This window comes from Anaeromicrobium sp., assembly GCF_025210435.1.
In the GTDB taxonomy this organism is placed as follows: domain Bacteria; phylum Bacillota; class Clostridia; order Peptostreptococcales; family Thermotaleaceae; genus Anaeromicrobium.
The window spans coordinates 1-22,725 of record NZ_JAOART010000144.1; the positions used below are offsets into that span (position 1 = coordinate 1).

Consider the following 22,725-nt stretch of genomic DNA (forward strand, 5'->3'; position numbering starts at 1 on the left):
AGTAGTTGAAAAATATGGTATAAATTTAACAGGATAAGTATGCAGCCAATCACTGGAATAATAATCCATTATAAGAATATTATTCAATTGTATGACTGCATACTAGTTTGGAAATATATGTTGTACGAAATATGAGATATAAGAAAGGCTAAATCCATAAGATGGATTTAGCCTTAAATTTTAAATCTTTAATTAAATTTTAAACTTTTTTGCATGATCCTTTAACTCTTCCACAGTACTATTTAAATTAATTACATAATTTAATATGCTTTCCATTGATGCATTTTGCTCTTCTGATGATGCGGCAACCTCTTCTGTGGAAGCTGCTGTTTCTTCAGATAAAGCAGATAAATTAGTAATCATATCTAAAAGTTTATTTTTCTTCATATTCATGTCTTCATTATAGGTTTCAACACCATTTACTTCCTCGGATAGTTCCTCTATAGATGAGGAAATTTCTTGGAAGGAAGACTGGGTCATAGCAACGGAAGCATCCTGTTCACTAGTTATTTCTCTAGCCTGTGTAATACCTTCAAGGGCAGTTTTAGATTGAACTTGGATCTTATCTATTATATCTTTAATAGTTTGGGTAGAAGCGTTAGATTGTTCTGCAAGTTTTCGTACTTCTTCAGCTACTACGGCAAATCCTCTACCTTCTTCCCCAGCTCTAGCAGCTTCTATGGCTGCATTTAATGCTAGTAAGTTAGTTTGTTCAGATATATTAGCTATAGTGTCTGTTATGACACCTATTTCTTCAGCCATTTTATCCATTTCTAGTACCATAGTATTAACATGGGTAACGGAAGATTGAACTTCCTTAGACTTTTCAATTAAGGTATTAATAGTATCTAACCCCACATCATTATTCCTATTAGACTTAATGGCAAGTTGTTTTATATGTTGTATTTTATCTGAAACTAGATTTATACTTTCGGATAGATCCTGCACATTACTTGCTCCCTCTTCAATTTCCCTAGCTTCATCATCGGCACTTATAGCCACTTCATTTATTGCCCTAGATATTTCACTAATAGTATTTTTATTTTCTTCAGTCATTTTTACCACATTATCAAAGGTACTAGATAATGTGTCAGAAGATCCCTTTATTTGGGATGCTAGATTCTTTAAATCATCCTGCATTTGGTTTATACCATTACCTAATACTCCTATCTCATCGTTCCTATCCATTAACTTATTATCTAATTTTACGGAGAAATCTCCACTTGAGATAATGTTTAATTGTTCTGAAATTTTAAGTAACGGGTTAGTAAATTTATTTGCAAATAGCATTATGAATAGGGAAGATAATATTATGGAAACTACTACTAAACCTATAATAATATTGTTTATCCTGTTTGCTAAGGCCATTAATTCATTCTTTTCTACAATTGCAATGAATTTCCAACCAGATGAAGGTGAAGTGTAAAGATTACCATAGTAAGAAATATCCTCTTCAACAAATTCAAAGTTATCCTTATTTGTATTTAAAACATTATTAAATTCTTTAATATTTAATTCTGATATATTTTTAAAGTTCATTTCTGAATTTTTAGGGTGGGCTAATATGGTTCCATTATTGTCTAATAATATTATGTATCCGTTCTTACCTATCTTAATATGTGTGATCATTTCTGTTAAACCTTTTAAGCTCACATCTAAGCCTTGTACTCCTAAAAACTCACCATTATGATCTGTAATAGAAGTAACTGTACTTATAAGAACTGCATCATCTGCTGGATAATAATATGGAGCAGTACGAACAGTTTTTCCATTACTTTTTAATACGGCTTCATAAAAGGGTCTTTTTCTAGGGTCATAATTATCCATTACTCCTGATTCAGGCCATTGAATATAACCACCATCTTTTGTTGCCATATACACATAGGCTGATTTAGGATGAGTTCTTGCGAAACTGTCAAAAAGTTCATAAATTTCTTGTTCTACTCCACCATTTTGTGAAGGAGTTATTTTAGTTACATGGGTTTTATCCATATAAGAAGTAATACTATTATCAGCCTCTTTTATTATTGTACTATTAGCTAACATATTAGTATTTTCTGAAACAGATTCAAAATACATATTAATGGCATTATCTACTTGCGTTATTTCTTTAGAAGATGCCTCTAAAAATTGGTTTTTCAATGTGGTTTTGAACCTTTGATTAATGTACATGCCCATGATTAAAATAGGAATTATGACTATTGGTAATACGGAAAAAATCATCTTTTTCTTTAAACTGAAAAATTTCTTTTTACTTGACATGAATCCACCTCTTTTCGCTTAATATGAAAATATGTATACATATATTATAACAGTTTTTTCGATGAAATTCGACATATTCAAATAATTTCCACAATTCCGACCGTGGTATTTTATGGATGACTTATAGGTGATAATATAATAGTTCATAAATGTTTCAATAAATTTCCAGGAAAATATTATTTTCTACCTACAAACCCTTAAGTTCTTTTCTTAGTTTTATAAGGTCATAATATGACCTAGGTCCATCCATTATCTAATGGATAATACTATGTCGGATTAGTACAAAAAAGTGCGTATTATTCTAAATACTTCCCAGTGGAATTTTAATAAAATTTAATTAGGAAAAGGTTATCTGTTAAAATAGTCTACTAAAAAAGTAAAGGGGGAGAGGTAAGATATGAAAAAAATATTAGGTATCATATTAATATGTACCATGATAATGGGATTAATGGTTGGGTGTGGAAGTACACCAACTACACAAGAGGAACCTAATGCAGAAGAAAAGGTTGTAGAAGAACCTAAGGATGAAAAAATTGTAATAGGATTTTCTCAGATAGGTGCAGAGAGTGGATGGAGAACAGCTGAGACTGAATCAGTTAAAAAGACTTGTGAGGAAGACCCAATGATTGAGTTGAAGTTTTCAGATGCTCAGCAAAAACAAGAAAATCAAATAAAAGCACTTAGATCATTTATAGCTCAAGAAGTAGATCTTATAGCTTTAGCTCCTGTTGTGGAATCTGGATGGGAGACAGTTTTAGGAGAAGCTAAGGATGCAGGAATTCCAGTCATATTACTAGATAGACAAGTAAGTGTGGCAGATGAAAGTCTATTTACTAGTTTCATTGGATCTGATTTTGTACTTGAGGGAGAAAATTCTGCTAAATACTTAATTGAAAAATTTGGTGCTGATACGAAAGTTAATATAGTAGAGTTGCAAGGTACTGTAGGTGCTAGTGTGGCTAACGATCGTAAAAAGGGATTTGAAAATATAGTTAATAATAATGATAATTATAAAATTATAAAATCTCAATCTGGAGATTTTACAAGGGCAAAGGGTAAAGAAGTAATGGAAGCTTTCTTAAAGGCTGAAGGTAAGAAGATAAATGCATTATATGCCCATAATGATGATATGGCACTTGGTGCTATTCAGGCTATAGAAGAATATGGATTAGTTCCAGGGGAAGATATAGTTATAGTTTCTATAGACGGAGTTAAGGATGCGTTTTTATCCATAAAGGAAGGGAAATTAAATTGTACAGTAGAATGTAACCCATGCTTAGGACCTCAATTAGTAAAAGCGGCTAAGGATTTAAAGGATGGAAAGACTTTACCTAAGTGGATTAAGTCTGAAGAAGATGTTTATTATGGACAAAAGGCTATAGATGCCATACCAAGTCGTTCGTATTAAAGGAGATTCCTCATTTAAATAAATTTTCCTAAAGGATAGAGAGCTTTTATTAAAAGCTCTCTCCTTATATTAAAAATTGGGGGAGGCAAAGGATGAATGATAAAAATATATTATTAAAAATGACAAATATAAAGAAGACATTTCCAGGAGTGAAGGCCTTAGATAATGTGAATTTCAATTTAAGAGAAGGTGAAATTCATGCTCTTATGGGAGAAAATGGAGCAGGCAAATCTACTCTTATAAAAGTGTTAACAGGAGTACACAAACTAGATGAGGGGAATATAAATCTTTTAGGAGAAGATTTAATACCTAAATCTCCTCACCATGGACAAAGAGTTGGAATTAGCACCGTATATCAGGAGATAAATCTATGTCCTAATTTAAGCGTATGTGAAAATATATTTTTAGGTAGGCAACCGAAGAAGGGGAAAGTGATCAATTGGAAAGAAATAACTAAAAGATCTAGAGAATTACTTGAAAGATTAGATATTCATATAGATGTGGAGCAAAACTTATCCTATTATTCTGTTGCCATACAGCAAATGGTAGCCATAGCCAGGGCTGTGGATATATCGAGTAAGGTTTTGATACTAGATGAACCTACTTCTAGTCTAGATAGTAAAGAGACCAAGAAGCTATTTAATGTAATGAACAAATTAAAGAAAAAGGGAATGGGCATTATATTTATTACTCACTTTTTAGACCAAGTATATGAAGTATCAGATAGAATTACTGTACTGAGAAATGGAAAATTAGTAGGAGAGTATAAGACTAAGGAATTAAATAGAATGAACTTAATAGGAAAAATGATTGGCAAGGATTTGGAAGATTTAGATCAGATTCATGATATTGAAAGAAAAGAGAAAAAATCAGATGAGTATATACTTAAAGCTAAAAATCTTGGTAAGAATGGTACCATGTCACCATTTGACTTAAACATTAAAAAGGGAGAAATAGTAGGCTTATCAGGTCTATTGGGGTCTGGAAGATCAGAGGTGGCAAAGCTAATATTTGGTATAGATAAAAATGATACTGGAACTATAACTTTAGATAACGAAATATTTAAAAGTATGTATCCTAAGAGGGCCATTAGTAAAAAAATTGGATTTTGTCCTGAGGAAAGAAAAGTAGAGGGAATAGTAGGATCCCTTAGTATAAGAGAGAATATTATATTGGCATTACAAGGTAGAATTGGAGCATTTAATTATATATCCATGAAGGAACAACAAAAGATAGCAAGTAAGTATATAGAGTTATTGAAAATAGCTACACCTAGCATGGAACAGAGAATTGATAAATTAAGTGGGGGAAATCAGCAGAAGGTCATATTGGCCAGATGGTTAGCTACTAAACCTAAATTGTTAATATTAGATGAGCCAACGAGGGGAATAGATATAGGCTCAAAGGCAGAAATTCAGAAGCTTATTATTTCCTTAGCAAAGGAAGGTGTGAGTATTCTTTTCATATCCTCAGAGTTAGAAGAAATGTTAAGATGTTGTGACCGAATAGTGATTTTAAGAGATAGGGAAAAAGTAGGAGTTGTGGAAGGCGAAAAAATGACAGATTCATATATAATGAAGATTATCGCTAAGGAGGATGATGAAGGTGTTAAGTATGAAGAAAAAATTTCTTCAGTTAAAAACTAATAAAGCTTTTGGTCCTTTTATGGCCTTATTAGGTATATTACTGTTGAATCTAATAGTAATGCCCGATTTCTTTAGAATAGAAATTAAAAATGGCCATTTATTTGGAAGTATTATAGATATTTTAAATAGGGCAGCACCTTTAGTTATAGTATCTCTAGGAATGACCTTAGTTATTGCCACAGAGGGAATAGATATATCTGTAGGGGCTGTAGTTGCCATAACAGGAGCTATATCTGCCACTTTAATAAGTGATATGCCTGTAACTATGGCTTTAATCTTAAGTATAATGGTAGGAATAATATGTGGTATATGGAACGGAGCTTTAGTAGCCCATATAGGAATACAACCCATGATTGGAACACTAATATTAATGACCGTGGGACGGGGAATTGCCCAACTCATAACTAATGGTCAAATAATAACTATAAACAATCAGGCATATAGCTTTATAGGTACAGGATATTTATTAGGACTTCCCTTTTCAATATTCATAGTTTTAGGCGTGGCATTGATTTTATGGATATTAGTTAGAAAAACTGCTCTAGGACTTTTTATAGAGTCAGTAGGAACTAATTCGCTATCTAGTACTTATGCAGGTATAAACTCAAAGAAGATACTATTTTCTGTATATGTTGCATGTGGTATTTGTGCCGCTATTGCAGGTATTATAGTATGCTCTAATGTAAAGTCGGCAGATGCCAACAATGCGGGCCTTTGGCTAGAACTTGATGCCATACTAGCAACTGTTATAGGTGGTACTTCCATGAGAGGAGGGCGTTTTTATATAGGTGGTACTATAATAGGTGCTTTCTTTATACAGAGTTTAACTACTACCATATATTCCTTGGGAGTACCTCCTGAAACCATATTAGTAGTAAAGTCTATGGTAGTAATATTAGTAAGTCTATCACAATCTGAGAAGTTTAAAAATGACCTTAGAGCTATGGGAAAAAGGAGGATTGCCTCTAATGAAAAATAAAATAAAAATAAATCAGAATAATATAAGTTTAATAGCCACTATAAGTCTTTTTCTTATATTGTATATGTGTGGAGGGATCAAATATAGTAGTTTCTTTAAGCCTCAAGTCTTTTTAAATCTATTTATAGATAATGCATATTTAATAATAGTGGCAACAGGTCTTGCCTTTGTCATAATAACGGGAGGAATAGACTTATCTGTGGGAGCTGTAGTAGCCCTAATTAGTGTTGTAAGTGCAAAACTTCTTCAAATGGAAGTAAATCCCATAGTCGTAATCATAAGTAGCATTTCCCTTGGAGGATTATTTGGGTTATTTCAGGGAGTGCTAGTATGTAGATATGAAATCCATCCATGGATTGTTACCCTTGGAGGAATGTTTTTAGCTAGGGGAGTTTCTTTCTTAATTACCACAGAAAGTATTGTTATAACAGATGAGTTATTCAATATTATATCTAAAAATAAAATTTATGTTTATGGGAAGAATTTCATATCCATAAGTGTTGTATTAGCTGTAGCTGTTGTTATACTAGGTTTATATGTGAGTAAATACACAGAATTTGGAAGGAACATATATGCTATTGGTGGCAGTGAAGATTCTGCTCTACTAATGGGAATACCCGTACAAAGAACTAAAATATTAGTATATGTTCTATGTAGTTCTTGTGCGGCCCTAGGAGGACTAGTATTTACTTTTTATATGTTATCTGGTTATGGACTTCATTGTAACGGTATGGAATTAGATGCTATAGCCTCTTGTGTTGTGGGAGGAATATTACTTACAGGAGGATATGGTTATATAATAGGCCCATTATTTGGGGTATTGAGTACGGGAGTAATTCAAAATATAGTCATATTCCAAGGCACATTAAGTTCCTGGTGGACTAAAATAGCAATAGGTTTTTTATTGTTCATATTTATAGTTCTTCAAAGGATCATTGTCATTTATAAAGAAAGAGAAAAGACAGTTGTATAAATATTGGTAAGTTAAAGAAGGATATTCATTGTATAAACAGAAATTATACTAGAATATCCTTTTGTGGTAGGGGTGTGTTATTTGAATATAATATATGATTTTATTAGAAATAGAGGAATCAAGTTTCAACTATTAACTTACTTTATAGCGTTTACCTTACTGACAATAAGTATATTAGGAAGTATAGGTATTTTTTTATACAGTAAGGCTGTAGAAGAAGAAATAAATGTTTATACTAATGAAATGCTAAATCAAATAAAGAATAATATAGATTTTTATATTAAGGATATGGATAATACCATATATTATTTATCTCAAGATCCTAAAATAATTAGCTTTATGAATGGTAATAAAGACCATGCTACGGAAAAAGACATAAAGAGCATATTAGAAAGATTTGAAAATATTAATAAGGAAATTGCAGGAATACTTCTTATAAATAAGAGGGACTCATTTATAAGTAATAAAATAAAAAGAGTTACGAGGGACCCTTTAACACGGGAAGACTGGTATATGAAATCTGTAAAATCTCCACAGTCAATACTATTATTTAGTAAGCCCATAGGAAGACGAATACAAACTAAGGAAAGATACAGTGCTGATGAAGTTGTATCAATTACTAAGGCAGTTAAAGACCCATTGAATGATGATGTGATAGGTGTAATTTTAATAGATATGAAATTAGACACTATAAAAAAAGTAATAAAGGACATACAACTGGAGAAAAAGGGGTTTGTATATATAGTTGATTCTGATGAAAATATTGTATATACGCCAGTAAATTCAATAGTTCATAGAATAAAATCTAATTGGTTTAATGGAGATGAAAATAAAAGATTAACAAAGAGGATAAGGGAGAATAATTATCAGATTATATACAATTATTCAAACTATACGAAATGGAAGACAGTAGGAGTATTTTCACTAGATGAAAACCAAAAGGTAATAATTACTATAAAATTTTATACTATAATTATAGCCATTGGCATATTGGCTATGGGCATTATTATAGGTCTCATATTCACATCTACTATTGCAAATCCAATTGAGAAATTAACACAGCTAATGATAGCAGCAGAAGAAGGTGACTTGAATGTACGTTTCAATAGTAAGTACAATGATGAAATAGGTAAGTTAGGAAATACATTTAATAAAATGCTTGAAAAAATCAAGAATTTAATAAACCTGGTATATATAGAACAAAAGAGAAAGCGAGAAGCGGAACTTAGAATATTAGAGGCTCAAATAAAGCCCCATTTTTTATATAACACTCTAGATACTATTCAATGGATGGCCCAAGAATATGATGCAGATGACATTATAGAAATGGTGACGGCCCTTACTAATCTATTTAGACTAGGATTAAATAAGGGAAAAGAGATAATTAAAATAAAGGACGAATTGAAACACATAGAGAGTTATTTAACTATACAAATGGCAAGGTATGAAGAAAAATTCCATTATGAGATTGAATATGATGAAGAATTACTTAATTATAAAGTCATAAAAATAATAATACAACCCTTTGTGGAGAATGCCATATACCATGGAATAAGAAATAGAAGAGAAAAGGGACATATAAGTATAAGTATTAAAAGGATAGAAGATAAAATTTCCTTTGTTATAAAGGATGATGGTATAGGCATAGGGGAAGGGCAACTAAACACATTAAATGAAATACTTAAAGGAAATGTGGACGATGAGGATGGGCAAACCTATGGTATTTTCAATGTTAATGAAAGAATTAAACTAACTTATGGAGAAGAATATGGAGTAGAGATTAAAAGTACTTTAGGTAAGGGAACTACTGTGAACATTGTCCATCCTATTTTAGATTGATTCGGTTGGGGGTATGGCTATGTGGAAATTATTAATTGCAGATGATGAACCTAAGATTAGGAGAGGCCTTAGGCGGGTTTTAGACTGGAATGATATGGATATCAATGTGGTGGCAGAGGCTGAAGATGGAGAAGTTGCCTTAGGGTTAATAGAAAAACATGAGCCTCACATACTACTTGTGGATATAAATATGCCCTTTTTAAATGGCCTAGAATTAATAGAAAAGATTCAAAAGATTGTGCCTGAATGTATGATTATAATAATAACTGGATATGATGAATTCGAATATGCACATAAAGCTTTAAGGTTAAAAGTATATGATTATTTATTAAAACCTGTTTTAAAGAATAAATTAAAGGATGTAATAAATGGAGCTTTAAAGGAACTAAAAGAAAAGGAGAATAAGGATTCCTATGAGGAGTGGAATAAAAAACAGCTAAAGGGAAATATTCAGACTATAAAAGAAACCTTTATAAAGAGATGGATATATGAAGATATAGATGAGGAAGAAATAAATAAGACTCTGAAGTTTTTAGGTTGGAATATTACTATTCCTGTAGGAATTTTAGGTGTTAAAACATTCAAAAGGAATTATACTTACGAAGATAAAAAAACATCAAATGAGAAAATAAAAAAGACCATGGAAGGGATTTTACCTAATAATACTTATAATTTTATATTTGAAGATGGAGACCACATTATCCTGATAGCACCTATTAAGAAGATGATAAATTGGCTGGAGCTTGGAGCTAAAATAGATATACAAATAAGGGAAGAATTGCAAATTGAAGTAGCCATGGCCCAAGATATAGTAGAAGAAAATATTCTAAATTTCACAAAGACTTATATGAAGCTGAAAGAAGATCTAAAAAGTATGGATTCCTATACACCAGTAGTATTATATGCAAAGAATTATATAGATACAAACTATTATAGAGGAAATTTATCCTTGAAAGAAGTTGCAAAAGTGTCACAAGTAAATCCAGACTACTTGAGCAAGTTGCTAAAGAAAGAATTGGGAATGACTTTCATAGAATATTTAACTAAAACTAGAATAAAAAAATCCCTACTATTTATGGAGGATACCAATATGAAATTATATGAAGTAGCTGAACAAGTAGGCTATAGTACACAACATTATTTTAGTAGAGCCTTCAAAAAAATAATGGGAACATGTCCTCTTAATCATAAAAAGGGGAATGGAAGCAGTTAAGTGAAAAAGTTTATAGTATTTATATTAATAATTAGTATTTTCTTAGTTTTAATTAATAATGAAAGTAAAGAGGATGAGGGCACAAAATATTTAATAGGTATGTCCCAGGCTAATCTATCAGAGCCTTGGCGTATAATGATGAATGAAGATATAAAAGAGGCAGTAAAAAAATATAGGGACGTAAAGGTAATATTTACAGATGCAGGACAAAGTAGTAAGAAGCAAATAAATGATGTTGATAAATTATTAGACTATGGTATAGATATATTGATCATATCTATGAATAATTCAGAAGATTTAACTCCTATTGTTGAGAATGTATATAAAAAGATACCTGTGATAGTATTAGATAGGCACGTTAAGGGTTATGACTATACGCTGTTTATAGGTCCAGATAATAAGTTCATAGGAGAGGAAACGGGAAAATTCATAGTAGATATATTAGGAGATAAGGGGGGAGACATTGTAGAAATACAAGGATTATTAGGATCACCTCCCGTGTCAGATAGAAGTAAGGGAATGAGAAGTGAAATAAAGAAGAATAAAAACATAAATATAATAGAGACAGTTGTAGCCGATTGGCAAAAGGATAAGGCAGAAGATAAGATGAGAGAAATAATTAAAAAACATCCTTCTATAGATTTAGTCTGCGCTCAAAGTGATGCTATGGCATTTGGTGCATATAAGGGAATCGAGGAAAACAAATTAGGAAATATACATTTTTTAGGGGTAGATGGATTAGCAAATTACAACGGAGGTCTTAGCTTAGTAGAAGAAGGAATATTAAAAGGAACGTTCACTTGTCCAACGGGAGGCAAGGAAGCTATAGAATATGCCATGGAGATTTTACAAGGAAAAAAGACCATACCTAAAAAAATTATACTTAGGGCAAATAAGATAATAAGGGATAATGTGGGTGAGTATTTAAATAAAAAATATAAAAAAGAGGGAAATGAAGTTAGGGCATCTATTTTATTAGGTTTTGCCCAAACAGGAATGGAAAGCTCTTGGAGAGATGCAAATGTAAAATCAATAGAAAAGGCTGCTGTTGATTATGGAATAGATTTAGATATGGTATATTCAGATAATAGTCAAGAAAAACAAATAAGAATAGTACGGGAATTCATTAGAAAAAAGGTAGATGTTATAGGCCTATCTCCTGTGGTGGAAAGGGGATGGGAAGAAGTTTTTAAGGAGGCTAAAGAGGCCAATATACCTATTATATTATGTGATAGAAAAGTGACTATAGATGATAACAACCTTTGGACTTCTTTCATAGGTTCTGACTTTATAGAAGAGGGAAAAAGAGCTGGAAGATGGATGATAGATTATTTTGGTAATAGTAAGGATGTTATAAATATAGTGGAATTGAAGGGAACTAGGGGAGCCAATCCTGCCATAGAGAGAAAAATCGGTTTTGAAGAAGTACTAAGGGATACATCAAACTTTAAAATAATCAAATCTGAATATGCTAATTTTAGAATGGATATGGGTAAAAGTGTTATGAAAAACATACTTAATCAGGAGAAGGGAAAAATAGATGTGGTCTATGCCCATAATGATGATATGGCATTAGGTGCAATTACAGCTATAGAGGATTATGGTCTAGAGCCAGGGAAAGATATAATAGTAATATCTATAGATGGTACTGTACCAGCGTTGAAGGCCCTTGCTGCTGGAAAATTAAACTTTGCTGTGGAGTGTAATCCTGTATTAGGTCCTCAAATCATGGAGGTAACCAAGGACTTATTTGAAAATAAGGAAGTGCCAAAGCAAATAATCACAGAAGAAGAAGTATTTACTCAGGAAAATGCAAAAAAGGAATTACTGACAAAATATTAATTTGTTTTTGAATATGCATTACCTGGGGTTAATATAATGATTGATTGGCATTTAATTTGTTGTTAATATGAGAGTGAATAGTTAAATAAATTGGGAATTATTAAATAAAGGATAAGATGGATTTTAATCTGTTTTATCCTTTATATATTATTATAAAATATGGTTTTAAGTGAAATAATAATGTGTAGTGAGTAGGATTAAAAAAATTATAATAGGAAATAAGATCAGATTTAAGGAGGTTGTATGAATTTATTAGGTTTTGGAGTTCAAGTTACTACGGGAATAAGTATTATATTCATATTAAATATGATACTTGCTTTCATAGTTATATTTTTTGAGAGAAAACATCCCTCTTCAACTTGGGCATGGATAATGGTATTATTACTTATTCCTGTTATGGGATTTATACTTTATTTATTATTTTCTCAAAATTTAAGTAAGAGAAAATTATTTAAGTTGAGAAAAGAAGAAGAAGAAATAACCACTATGATGAAAGAACATCAATTGAAAAGTATCAATGAAGGAAATATTCAATTTAAAGATCCTTCCATGGGTCAATATAAAGACATGATGAGAATGAATTTATTAGAAGATAATGCTGTACTTAGTCAGGACAATCATATAGAAATATTTAAAGATGGAGAAACGAAGTTTAAAGAACTTATAGAATCTATAAAAAATGCCAAGGATCATATTCATGTGATGTATTATATTTTTAGAAGAGATGAAATTGGAATGAAAATAGTAAATGCACTTATAGACAAGGCTAAAGAAGGGGTAGAAGTAAGGTTTATATACGATGCCGTAGGAAGTAAGTTTGTAAAGAGAAAAGCCTTTAAAGATTTACAAGAAGCAGGTGGAAAGGTAGAATTATTTTTTCCATCATCCATACCCATAATAAATCCTAAGGTAAACTACAGAAATCATAGAAAAATAGTAGTAATAGATGGGAAAATAGGATTTGTAGGTGGATTTAATGTGGGGGATGAATATTTAGGCCTAGATAAAGAATTAGGATACTGGAGAGATACCCATTTGAAAATAAAGGGTGGAGGGGTAGGAGGATTACAATATAGATTCATATTAGATTGGCGTTTTGTAGCTAATGAGCCTATGGATGATCTATATAGATATTTTCCCATAAGAAAATCACATGGAGAAGCAGGAGTTCAAATAGTTTCTAGTGGGCCTGATTCTCAAAAGGAACAAATAAAATATGGATATATTAAGATGATAAATGAAGGAAAGAAAAATATTTATATACAAACTCCATATTTTATACCAGATGAAAGTATGTTAGAGGCTTTGAAAATAGCTGCTTTATCTGGAGTAGATGTGAAAATAATGATTCCAAATAAACCAGATCATATATTTGTACATTGGGCTAGCTATTCCTATGTGGGAGAACTATTAGATGCAGGAGCTAAAATTTATTTATATGAAAAGGGATTTTTGCATGGTAAAACTTGTGTTGTAGATGGAAAAGTAGCCACTGTAGGAACGGCTAACTTAGATAATAGGAGTTTTAAATTGAACTTTGAAGTGAATGCATTTATATACCATAGAAAAACAGCAAAGGAATTAGAAGATATATTTTTAGATGATCTAAAGGAATGTAGAAAAATTACTAAGGAAGAATATAAAAATAGATCTAAATTAATTAAATTTAAAGAATCAATATCTAGGTTAATAGGTCCTCTTTTATAGATTTCTGGTGTATAAACTTGCTTTATGCGGGCCTATTTCAGGAAACTATTGAAAATCTTTTCCACCCAAGTCCTTGTCACAAGCGAAAGTGTGAATCTTCGTAGATAGGTTCACGTGTCATGTTCAAGTAGCATAGGATGTTGTGACGTTCCAGGGTTCCAAAGATTTTCAATATATTTTCCCTTATAGGCAAGTTACTGTATAAAGAAAGCTTAGTGTTCATAAATCTATATAGGAGGTTAGGCTAAAAAGGTTTATCTAAATTCATATGCCTGAACCTTTTTTAGCCTTTAAAATCATGAAGTGTATAGACTATATTTCCACAATTATCAGGATATTGGGACCATTTAATTGTGTTGGCTGGAGCATCAGATAAAAAGAATTTGTCTGATTCATCTTCAGTAGAGCGGATAAACTCAAATAAAATATATTTTCTGTGTTTATTTAAGTCGTCATAATAGTATATTACTCCTCCCTTAAGGCACATATGATCATGAGCATTTAATTCAAATATAATTCCCTTATGACCTGGTGGAATAGAGTTTATAGGGGGTTTTTCAAATTGTCCATCTATTAAATATTGGGTTTGATACTTTAATTCTACAGGAAGGTTATTAATTACTTTTATTGTTGAACAATTAGGAAAATCAGCACTTTTCATATTATCACTCAAAAAAATCCCTCCAAAAGCTAATAATATACATTATATGTATACAATAACTTATTGGCTACTTATATTCACAAGATTTAGGTATATGAAAAAAATAATTTAAATAACCAGTGAAATGACTAATTTATTTTTTGAATATGCCTTAATAGGAGGATATATTGAGTTATCTTTATAGGGGTAATTACCTTTGTAGACAAGTTATTGTATAGGCAAATCATGGGGGATAAATATGAAAAGACATAATGCAACAATAAAATACAAAATATTATCAAGAAAAAACTTGAAATAATTCGTGATATAACGTACAATTTTAATGAAAGACAAAACATTGTGCGAAAGTGAGGCGTTTTGTATGAAATATGATCTTATTATAATTGGGGCAGGACCTTCTGGGATATTTACAGGATTAGAGTTGGTGAGAAGGGGATCTCATAAAAAAATATTATTAATAGAAAAGGGTAGAAGAATAGAGAAAAGACATTGTCCAAAGGATAAAACTAGGGAATGTGTTTCTTGTAAACCCTATTGTCATATAACTACAGGTTTCTCTGGAGCAGGAGCCTTTTCTGATGGAAAGTTATCCCTTAGCTATGAAGTGGGTGGAGATTTGCCAAAGTTAATAGGGAGAGAAAAGGCACAAGAGGCCATAGATTATGCTGATAAGATTTATTTAGAATTTGGAGCAGATACTAAGGTTGAAGGGTTAGGAAATGTAGAAGAGATAAAAGACATAAGAAGAAAGGCAATAGAGGCTGGGTTAAAGCTTGTTGATTGTCCCATAAGACATTTAGGTACGGAGAAGGCTCAAGAAATATATTATAAGATACAAGAATACCTAATAGATAAGGGAGTAGATATTAGATTTAATACTACAGTGGAAGATTTGGTTATAGATGGGGGATATGTAAAGGGCGTGAATATAAAAGACTCCATGGGTCATATGAAAGAAGTTATACATGGAGAAAATGTAGTAGTCTGTACGGGACGAAAGGGTGCATATTGGCTAAAGAATATGTGTGAAAAGCACAAGATAGACCATAAGGCCGGCACCGTTGATATAGGCGTAAGAGTAGAAGTTAGAAATGAAATATTAGAGAAGGTAAATAATGTTTTATACGAATCAAAGCTAATAGGTCATCCTAAACCATTTAAAAACAAGGTAAGAACCTTTTGTCAAAACCCTGGAGGTTTTGTTAGTCAGGAAAATTATGATAATGATTTGGCAGTAGTTAATGGCCATTCTTATAAAGAGAAAAAAAGTAATAATACTAATTTAGCCATATTATGTTCTCACAATTTTTCATATCCTTTCAATAAACCTATAGAGTACGGAAAAAAGGTTGCAGAATTATTGAACATGTTAGGAAATGGAAAAATATTAGTTCAAAGATATGGAGATATACTAGATGGTAAGAGAACTTGGCAAGATGAACTAGATGAATCAAATGTGGTTCCCACACTACCAGATGCGGTGGCAGGTGATTTAACATCGGCCATATCCTATAGAACTATGACTAATATATTAAACTTTATAGAGGCCATGAATGTGGTTGTGCCAGGCTTTGCTAGTAGGGAAACCTTGTTATATGGTCCAGAAGTTAAGTTTTATTCAAATAAAATAGAATTAGATGAGAACTTTGAGACGAATATAAAGGGATTATATTGTTTAGGTGATTCTAGTGGATGGACTAGGGGCCTTCAAATGGCATCTGCCATGGGAACATTAATGGGAAAAATACTAGAATAATAATAGGGAGTATTTAAGGTTTAGAATATGCCTTAGATACTCCCTTTTTAATATGCCTAAAGATCTATACTTCTAGAAACATAGGCCTTAAAATTTAGATCCTTATATATATTAGTAATTTTCCTATTTAATCTTCTATTTTTAGAATACTCTATAACATATATATGAAAACCTGTACCCTTAAGGGAGCTTAGGTATTCTAGTGCATAATTAATGTCTGCACTATTTTTTTTAGAGAATATATTATATTCATAATTATCTATATTAGTATAAACTTCTTCAAGGTTTATTCCGTATAAGAACTCATTCACATTAATCTTTTGGGAAAAAGCCTTGTTTATAAAGTGGTAACCACCATTTATTATTATGGGTTTATTATAGGATTTGTGCAAAGTATTTAGGATGGCATGAACCCCTTGGAAGGTTTCGGGGTTATTGTATATGGAATAAACATCCACATTATCTATAAAAAAACCATCAATACCCTTGTGAGAAAGATTTTTAGCTATACTGTTAATTATGTAATCTTGCCATTTTTTATTAGAAACATCTATCCATCTTTCATCATGCCAATTTTCATAAGGATCGAGTGTAATATGTTTAAAATCATAATAGTAGGGTCTAAATTTTTCTAAGGAACCTATATTTATATAACTATAGACCTTTACACCCCTCTTATGCAAATAATCTATATTGTCCTTTGTAAAGTAAAATCCATCTATAACTACTTCATCATATTTAGCAAGTTTTTTAATTTCCCTAGGAGATGATCCAATGAAAACTCCATAGTCATATGAAAGAGCTAAAACTTTATCATCATTTCCCGTTAACAAAAATAAGGTGAATATTATTAATATGAACGTTGTGTGCATGTTTCTTTTCACTCTGATCCCTCCTATATATTATAGATTTATTATTTGGAAACTTACTTTATGTGAGCCTACTTCAGGAAAATATATTGAGAATTTTTTCCACCCAAGTCCTTGTCACAAGCGAAAGTGTGAATCTTAGTAGATAGGTTCATGAGTCATGTTGGAGTAACATAGGATGTTGTGACGTTCCAGGGTTCCAAAAATTTTCAATGGTTTCCCTTATAGGCAAGTTACTGTATAAAGAAATCTTAATGTTACCAAATCTATAATTATATTATAAATTAATTTTAGCCATATTTGTGGCAGAATATTTAATTAATGAAAAAAAGATAGAAAAATGTCGAAAGAAAAGAAAGGTCATTTAATGAAAAGTGGGCAAAATAAATTATATGAATTAATTTTCCTTCTTTTGTAAAGGTGGCATATAAAATGAAAGTTTTGATTACTGGCGGTTATGGATTTATTGGATCCCATGTGGCAGATAGATTTTATAAAGAGGGACATGAAATCTATATAATAGATAATCTTTCAACGGGAAAAGCTGAAAATGTATCTGTGAAGCATAAATTCTACAAACTAAGTATTGAAGATAAAAAGTGTGAAGAAATATTTAAATTAAATAAATTTCATGCAGTAATTAACCTGGCAGCCCAAGTAGATGTGAACATGTCTTTAAAAAATCCCCAATTAGATACTCAAGTGAATATTTTAGGATTAGTCAATTTGCTAGAGTTATCAGTAAAATATGGAGTGAAAAAATTTATTTTTGCATCTTCAGCAGCAGTATATGGAGAAAACAAAATACTACCCCATAGGGAAAATAGTAAAACCAGTCCTATTTCTCCCTATGGAATGAGTAAATTAATGGGAGAGTATTATTGCAATAAATGGAATGAAATCTATGGACTCAATACCATATCCTTTCGATTTTCCAATGTATATGGACCTAGGCAAGGGGCGAAGGGAGAAGGAGGAGTAGTTTCTATTTTTTTAAAGAAACTTATGAGGGGAGATAAATTAATTGTATTTGGAGATGGGAAGCAAACGAGGGATTATATATATGTGGGAGATATAGTTGATGGAATATATAAAAGTACCATCTTATCCCATATTAATGGTGTGTATAATCTATCTACAAATACCCAAAAGAGCTTAAATGATTTATTAGAAGCTTTAAAACAGATTAAAACTATAGAAGAGATTATCTATGAAGAGAAGAGGAAGGGGGATATTCTTCATTCTAGATTAGATAATAATAGGGCAAAAAAGGATCTTAACTGGACAAATATTTATTCCTTAGAAGAGGGCCTGTCTAAAACCTATAGATGGTATAGGGAAAATTACAAATTAAACCATGAGCATAATAGTGAAGAAATTAAAGGGAAAAATAAAAAAAGATTTAACAGATTAATAAGAAGCCTACTACCCTATGGTGAAAATATATTAATATTTGCAATACTATTTTATATGTGCTCAAAGGGCATTGGAACAAGTTTATTAAACAATGATCTATATACATTCCTAAGTATAATTTATATAGGGTTCATGGGCATACTATATGGTAAGAAGCAATCTAGTATATCCATATTCTTATCTATTATTTTGTATGTATTTGGATACTTAAGGGTAGGTGGAGATATGATCGTATTGTTTTATGAACCTAAACATTTAATAATAATAGGTATATATTTTTTAATAGGAACCACAACAGGATATACCCTTGATAAAAAGAATCGAGCATTAGATTTTAAGGAATTAGAAATAAATGCTTTAAAGGAAAAATATACTTTTTTATATGAAATTTATGGTGAAACGAGAAAATTAAAGGATGAATTTGAAAAACAGATAGTAAATTCAAAGGATAGTTTTGGAAAAATATATAGTATTGTTGATGAACTAAAATATCTAGAAAAGGAAAAGGTATATAGTGGGTGTATAGGTGCCATAGAAACCATAATGGAAACGGATGAGGTAGCAGTTTATACAATTAGTCCTAGGGGAGAGTTCTTAAGATTAAAAGCTAAATCAAGGAAAAACCATTCAAAAATATCTAACTCTATAGATTTAAGTGGTCTAACAGAAATTAAAAATATGATTGAAAAAAAAGAAATATTTATAAATGATAATTTAAAGGAAAATCTTCCTATTATGGCAGCCCCCCTTTTAAATGAAAAGAAAATATTTGGAATAATTGCAATATATAAAGTGGAATTTGAAAAACTAACCTTATATTATGAAAATTTATTTAAAATTTTAGTAAGTTTAATATCTGACTCCCTTTCTAGGGCACATGTTCATGAAGAAAGAATCCTTTCTGAAAAGTACATGGAAGATACTTTTGTTTTAAAAAGTCATGAATTTGAAAATGTACTAGGAACTATTAAAGAAAAGTATGAAAAATTTCATATGGATTATTTGTTATTAAGAATTAACAACCTAGAATCTTATAAAAAAATAAGTGAAAAATTAAAACCTATCATAAGGACAGATGATTATATAGGCCTTAGAACGGACAATAAACTCTATTTATTACTAACTAATGCAAAGGTTAAAGATATGGACATAATAAATGAAAAGCTAAATAAAAGGGGCATTCATGTGTCCTTATTATAGATTTCTGGTGTATAAACTTACTTTATGTGAGCCTATTTCAGGAAAATATTGAAAAATTTTTCCACCCAAGTCCTTGTCACAAGCGAAAGTGTGAGTCTTCGTAGATAGGTTCATGATTCATGTTGGAGTAGCATAAGATGTTGTGACGTTCCAGGGTTCCAAAAATTTTCAATCTATTTTCCCTTGTAGGCGAGTTACCGTATAAAGAAATCTTAGTTTTACGAAATCTATAGAAGGGGGTAATAATGTTAAATGAATTTATTATTTTCCATATTAGTATGAGTATATGTTATTTAATATATGGCTTTTTAAGAAAAGAAAAAATAAAGGCTATTAATGAATTCATATTAGTTTTTATGATTCCTCTATTAGGAATAGGTCATTTAATATTAATTAAATTAATAGGTACACAAATTAAAGATTCAACCCATATATTAAATTCTTACAAAGAGTATATAAGGGAAAAAAATAAAATTTTTTATGGGGAAGGTGTAAACTTATCCCAAAAAATAAACACCATATCCATGGAAGAAGCTCTAATATATAACACTAATAGGGAAAAAAGACAATTACTACTCAATATTCTAAAGGGTGATTATTCTCAAAATGTTTCTATTTTAAAAAGTGCATTAAAGGACGAAGATTCAGAAACGAGCCATTATGCAGCATCTGCTCTAATGAGAATAAAGGGTGAGTTAGATAAGAATTTACAGTTGAAAGAGATTGAATATGAAAAAAATAAGGATTCTATGGAAATAATGAAAGAATATATTAGAATTGTGAAAAAATATATGGAAAGCGGATTATTAGACCAATTTACATATTATAAATATAGGAGTATATATTTAAATTTGTTAAAAATCATATTATCTAAGGAAAAATCAAATCTATATTATGAAGAAAAAATTAATTATGAAATAGAAGTGGGAAATTACCAAGAAGCGAGGGCCTATTGTGAAGAATATTTAAAAAACTTTACCCTAGAGGAAGGTGCATATTTATCCTATATGAAGTTATATTACAATTTAGGAGATTACAAGGGACTATATGAAAATATAAATTTATTAAAAAATTCATTTGTTAGATTATCTCCTAAGGGACTAAATATATTGAGATTTTGGATGGAAAGGACAAAACATGTATAAAAAAACCATAATATTAATATTGTTTGGGTTAATTGGTATGGCAGTCTTATTTCAAGTTACTAGACTAGATATTATAAGTAGAGGAAGTAAAAATATAAATGTTGTAAATAAAATTATTAATCCTATAAAAATCAATATTCCATCCCATGTGAATAAGGAAAAGTTTTTAATCATATACGATGAATTGGAGCCAGGAAGTTTAAAAATAAAAGATAATTTAAATAATATTTTAAAAAAATATATGAAAAAACATATAGTACACATGGAAGTTAATGAAGAGATGAGAAATATTCATTATGATACTATAATCATTGCCCTTGAATATATAGACAGAATAAAAGATTTTGAGAACATAATGAACTTTGCTAAAGATGGAGGAACTCTCATCTTTATGGAAAGACCTTTAGATGGAGAAAATCTTAATAAAATATATAAATACCTTGGAATAGAAGAATACAATGATCTTATAGATACGAAGGGAATAAAACTAAAAGAAAATCTATTAATAGGTGCTAAAGGATTTGAAAGTAATGAAGAATTTATAGAAAATTCTTCATTAGATGTGGTGTTAAATCACAAACCTAGAGTGTATGCCACTTCCTATGATAATATGCCCCTACTTTGGAGTAATACATATGGAAATGGAAAGATTATTGTTTTTAATGGAACCATTACTAATGAAAAAGTAAATACGGGATTAATGGCTGGAATCATAAGCTTAAGTAGAGATGAATTCATTTACCCCATAATAAATTCTAAGCTAGTACATATAGATGACTTTCCTTCCCCTATACCTGAGGGAATAAATCCTCACATATATGAAGACTATGCCAGAACTATTCCCCAATTCTACAGGGAAATATGGTGGGCCCATATGCTAAAACTTTCAAAAAAATATAACATAAAATATACTTCATACATAATAGAAACCTATAATGATAGGGTAGAAGAACCCTTTTATCAAGATGATATTAAGGCTAAAAACTATTTGTTAATATATGGACGAGAGTTGTTAAAACATGGTGGAGAAATTGGGATACATGGATATAACCATCAATCATTAGCACCAAAGGGTTATATAAAAGAAGATCTAGGTTATAATCCTTGGCATAGTGAAAAGGATATGGTAGCTTCCATTAGGGAAGTAATAAACTATGGTCACTCCGTATTTCCTAATTACCACTTTAGAACTTATGTACCTCCTTCAAATATCTTAAGTCCAGAGGGGAGAAGATCCATTAAAAAGGGTATGCCTAACTTAAAAATAATATCTGGATTATATCTAAATAACTATACAAAGGACGTGTATGAACAGGAGTTTGAAATAAGTGAAGATGGCATAATTGAATTTCCGAGACTTACCTATGGATATACTAAGAGGGATGATGAATTGTGGACCATATATAACGGTATCAATTTATTTGGTGTATTTTCACATTTTATACATCCAGATGACATATTAGATACCCATAGAAGTGATGGGAAAAGTTGGAGTGAGCTTAGTAAGGAATTTGAATATATTCAAAGGACAGTTTATGAAAAGTATGGGTGGCTAAGGGCCAATACCACATCCCAAGGGGGTATAAATTTAATAAAATATGAAGATGCAGCCCCCCATATTGAATATGGTGAAAATGAAATAAAAATCTATTGTAATAACTTTAGACCCCATATTTATTTCATATTTAGAACTATTAATAGGGTGAAAAAATCTAAAAATTGTAAAGTACAATCTATTGATGAGGGAGTCTATCTTATACAACTAGAAGATAGTAGTGGAACCATATATATGGAAAAAGAGGAGTAATT

15 protein-coding genes are annotated in these 22,725 nt (G+C 30.7%); 12 read left to right on the forward strand and 3 right to left on the reverse strand.

Annotation, left to right across the window (positions count from 1 at the left end; translation table 11 throughout):
- Positions 1-192 precede the first annotated feature (192 nt).
- Positions 193-2,262, reverse strand: a complete 2,070-nt coding sequence (locus N4A57_RS17500; RefSeq protein WP_293659376.1) for a methyl-accepting chemotaxis protein — start codon at positions 2,260-2,262, stop codon at positions 193-195.
- Between the two features lie 397 nt (positions 2,263-2,659).
- On the opposite strand from N4A57_RS17500, the gene N4A57_RS17505 reads away from it, so the two are divergent.
- The 8 genes from N4A57_RS17505 (at position 2,660) to cls (ending at position 13,869) form a co-directional block, all read left to right on the forward strand.
- Entirely contained in the window at positions 2,660-3,670 is a 1,011-nt protein-coding gene (locus tag N4A57_RS17505) for an ABC transporter substrate-binding protein (protein WP_293659377.1), read from the forward strand.
- A gap of 92 nt (positions 3,671-3,762) precedes the next feature.
- A complete protein-coding gene (locus N4A57_RS17510) occupies positions 3,763-5,316 on the forward strand; it encodes a sugar ABC transporter ATP-binding protein (RefSeq protein ID WP_293659378.1) in 1,554 nt (517 codons plus the stop codon).
- Positions 5,285-6,295, forward strand: coding sequence for an ABC transporter permease (locus tag N4A57_RS17515; RefSeq protein WP_293659379.1), 1,011 nt, complete (start codon positions 5,285-5,287; stop codon positions 6,293-6,295). The genes N4A57_RS17510 and N4A57_RS17515 overlap by 32 nt, the downstream gene beginning before the upstream one ends.
- Positions 6,285-7,268, forward strand: a complete 984-nt coding sequence (gene yjfF / locus N4A57_RS17520; RefSeq protein WP_293659380.1) for a galactofuranose ABC transporter, permease protein YjfF — start codon at positions 6,285-6,287, stop codon at positions 7,266-7,268. The genes N4A57_RS17515 and yjfF overlap by 11 nt, the downstream gene beginning before the upstream one ends.
- An 81-nt stretch (positions 7,269-7,349) precedes the next feature.
- Complete coding sequence (locus tag N4A57_RS17525) at positions 7,350-9,107, forward strand: sensor histidine kinase (protein ID WP_293659381.1); 1,758 nt, start codon at positions 7,350-7,352, stop codon at positions 9,105-9,107.
- Between the two features lie 19 nt (positions 9,108-9,126).
- Complete coding sequence (locus N4A57_RS17530) at positions 9,127-10,320, forward strand: response regulator transcription factor (protein ID WP_293659382.1); 1,194 nt, start codon at positions 9,127-9,129, stop codon at positions 10,318-10,320.
- The gene (locus tag N4A57_RS17535) at positions 10,321-12,162 is read left to right on the forward strand and encodes a substrate-binding domain-containing protein (RefSeq protein ID WP_293659383.1); all 1,842 of its coding nucleotides are present in this window, start codon (positions 10,321-10,323) and stop codon (positions 12,160-12,162) included. It begins immediately after the preceding gene.
- Between the two features lie 243 nt (positions 12,163-12,405).
- Positions 12,406-13,869 (forward strand): cardiolipin synthase, encoded by a 1,464-nt coding sequence (cls, locus tag N4A57_RS17540; protein ID WP_293659384.1) that lies wholly within the window; start codon positions 12,406-12,408, stop codon positions 13,867-13,869.
- Positions 13,870-14,152: 283 nt separating this feature from the next.
- On the opposite strand, the gene N4A57_RS17545 is transcribed toward cls, so the two are convergent.
- Positions 14,153-14,542 (reverse strand): hypothetical protein, encoded by a 390-nt coding sequence (locus N4A57_RS17545; protein WP_293659385.1) that lies wholly within the window; start codon positions 14,540-14,542, stop codon positions 14,153-14,155.
- A gap of 349 nt (positions 14,543-14,891) precedes the next feature.
- Here N4A57_RS17545 and N4A57_RS17550 point away from each other — a divergent pair, with 349 nt between their 5' ends.
- Complete coding sequence (locus N4A57_RS17550) at positions 14,892-16,286, forward strand: NAD(P)/FAD-dependent oxidoreductase (protein WP_293659386.1); 1,395 nt, start codon at positions 14,892-14,894, stop codon at positions 16,284-16,286.
- A gap of 56 nt (positions 16,287-16,342) precedes the next feature.
- Here N4A57_RS17550 and N4A57_RS17555 read toward each other — a convergent pair whose 3' ends face one another.
- A complete protein-coding gene (locus tag N4A57_RS17555) occupies positions 16,343-17,170 on the reverse strand; it encodes an endo alpha-1,4 polygalactosaminidase (protein ID WP_293659387.1) in 828 nt (275 codons plus the stop codon).
- Between the two features lie 417 nt (positions 17,171-17,587).
- Between N4A57_RS17555 and N4A57_RS17560 the strand changes: the two genes are divergently transcribed.
- The 3 genes from N4A57_RS17560 to N4A57_RS17570 all read left to right on the forward strand — a co-directional run bounded on the left by N4A57_RS17560 (position 17,588) and on the right by N4A57_RS17570 (position 22,723).
- Complete coding sequence (locus tag N4A57_RS17560; RefSeq protein WP_293659388.1) at positions 17,588-19,771, forward strand: NAD-dependent epimerase/dehydratase family protein; 2,184 nt, start codon at positions 17,588-17,590, stop codon at positions 19,769-19,771.
- Positions 19,772-20,016: 245 nt separating this feature from the next.
- Positions 20,017-20,916: a hypothetical protein gene (locus N4A57_RS17565; protein WP_293659389.1), complete on the forward strand. Its 900-nt coding sequence runs from the start codon at positions 20,017-20,019 to the stop codon at positions 20,914-20,916.
- Complete coding sequence (locus N4A57_RS17570; protein WP_293659390.1) at positions 20,909-22,723, forward strand: DUF2194 domain-containing protein; 1,815 nt, start codon at positions 20,909-20,911, stop codon at positions 22,721-22,723. The genes N4A57_RS17565 and N4A57_RS17570 overlap by 8 nt, the downstream gene beginning before the upstream one ends.
- Positions 22,724-22,725 lie beyond the last annotated feature (2 nt).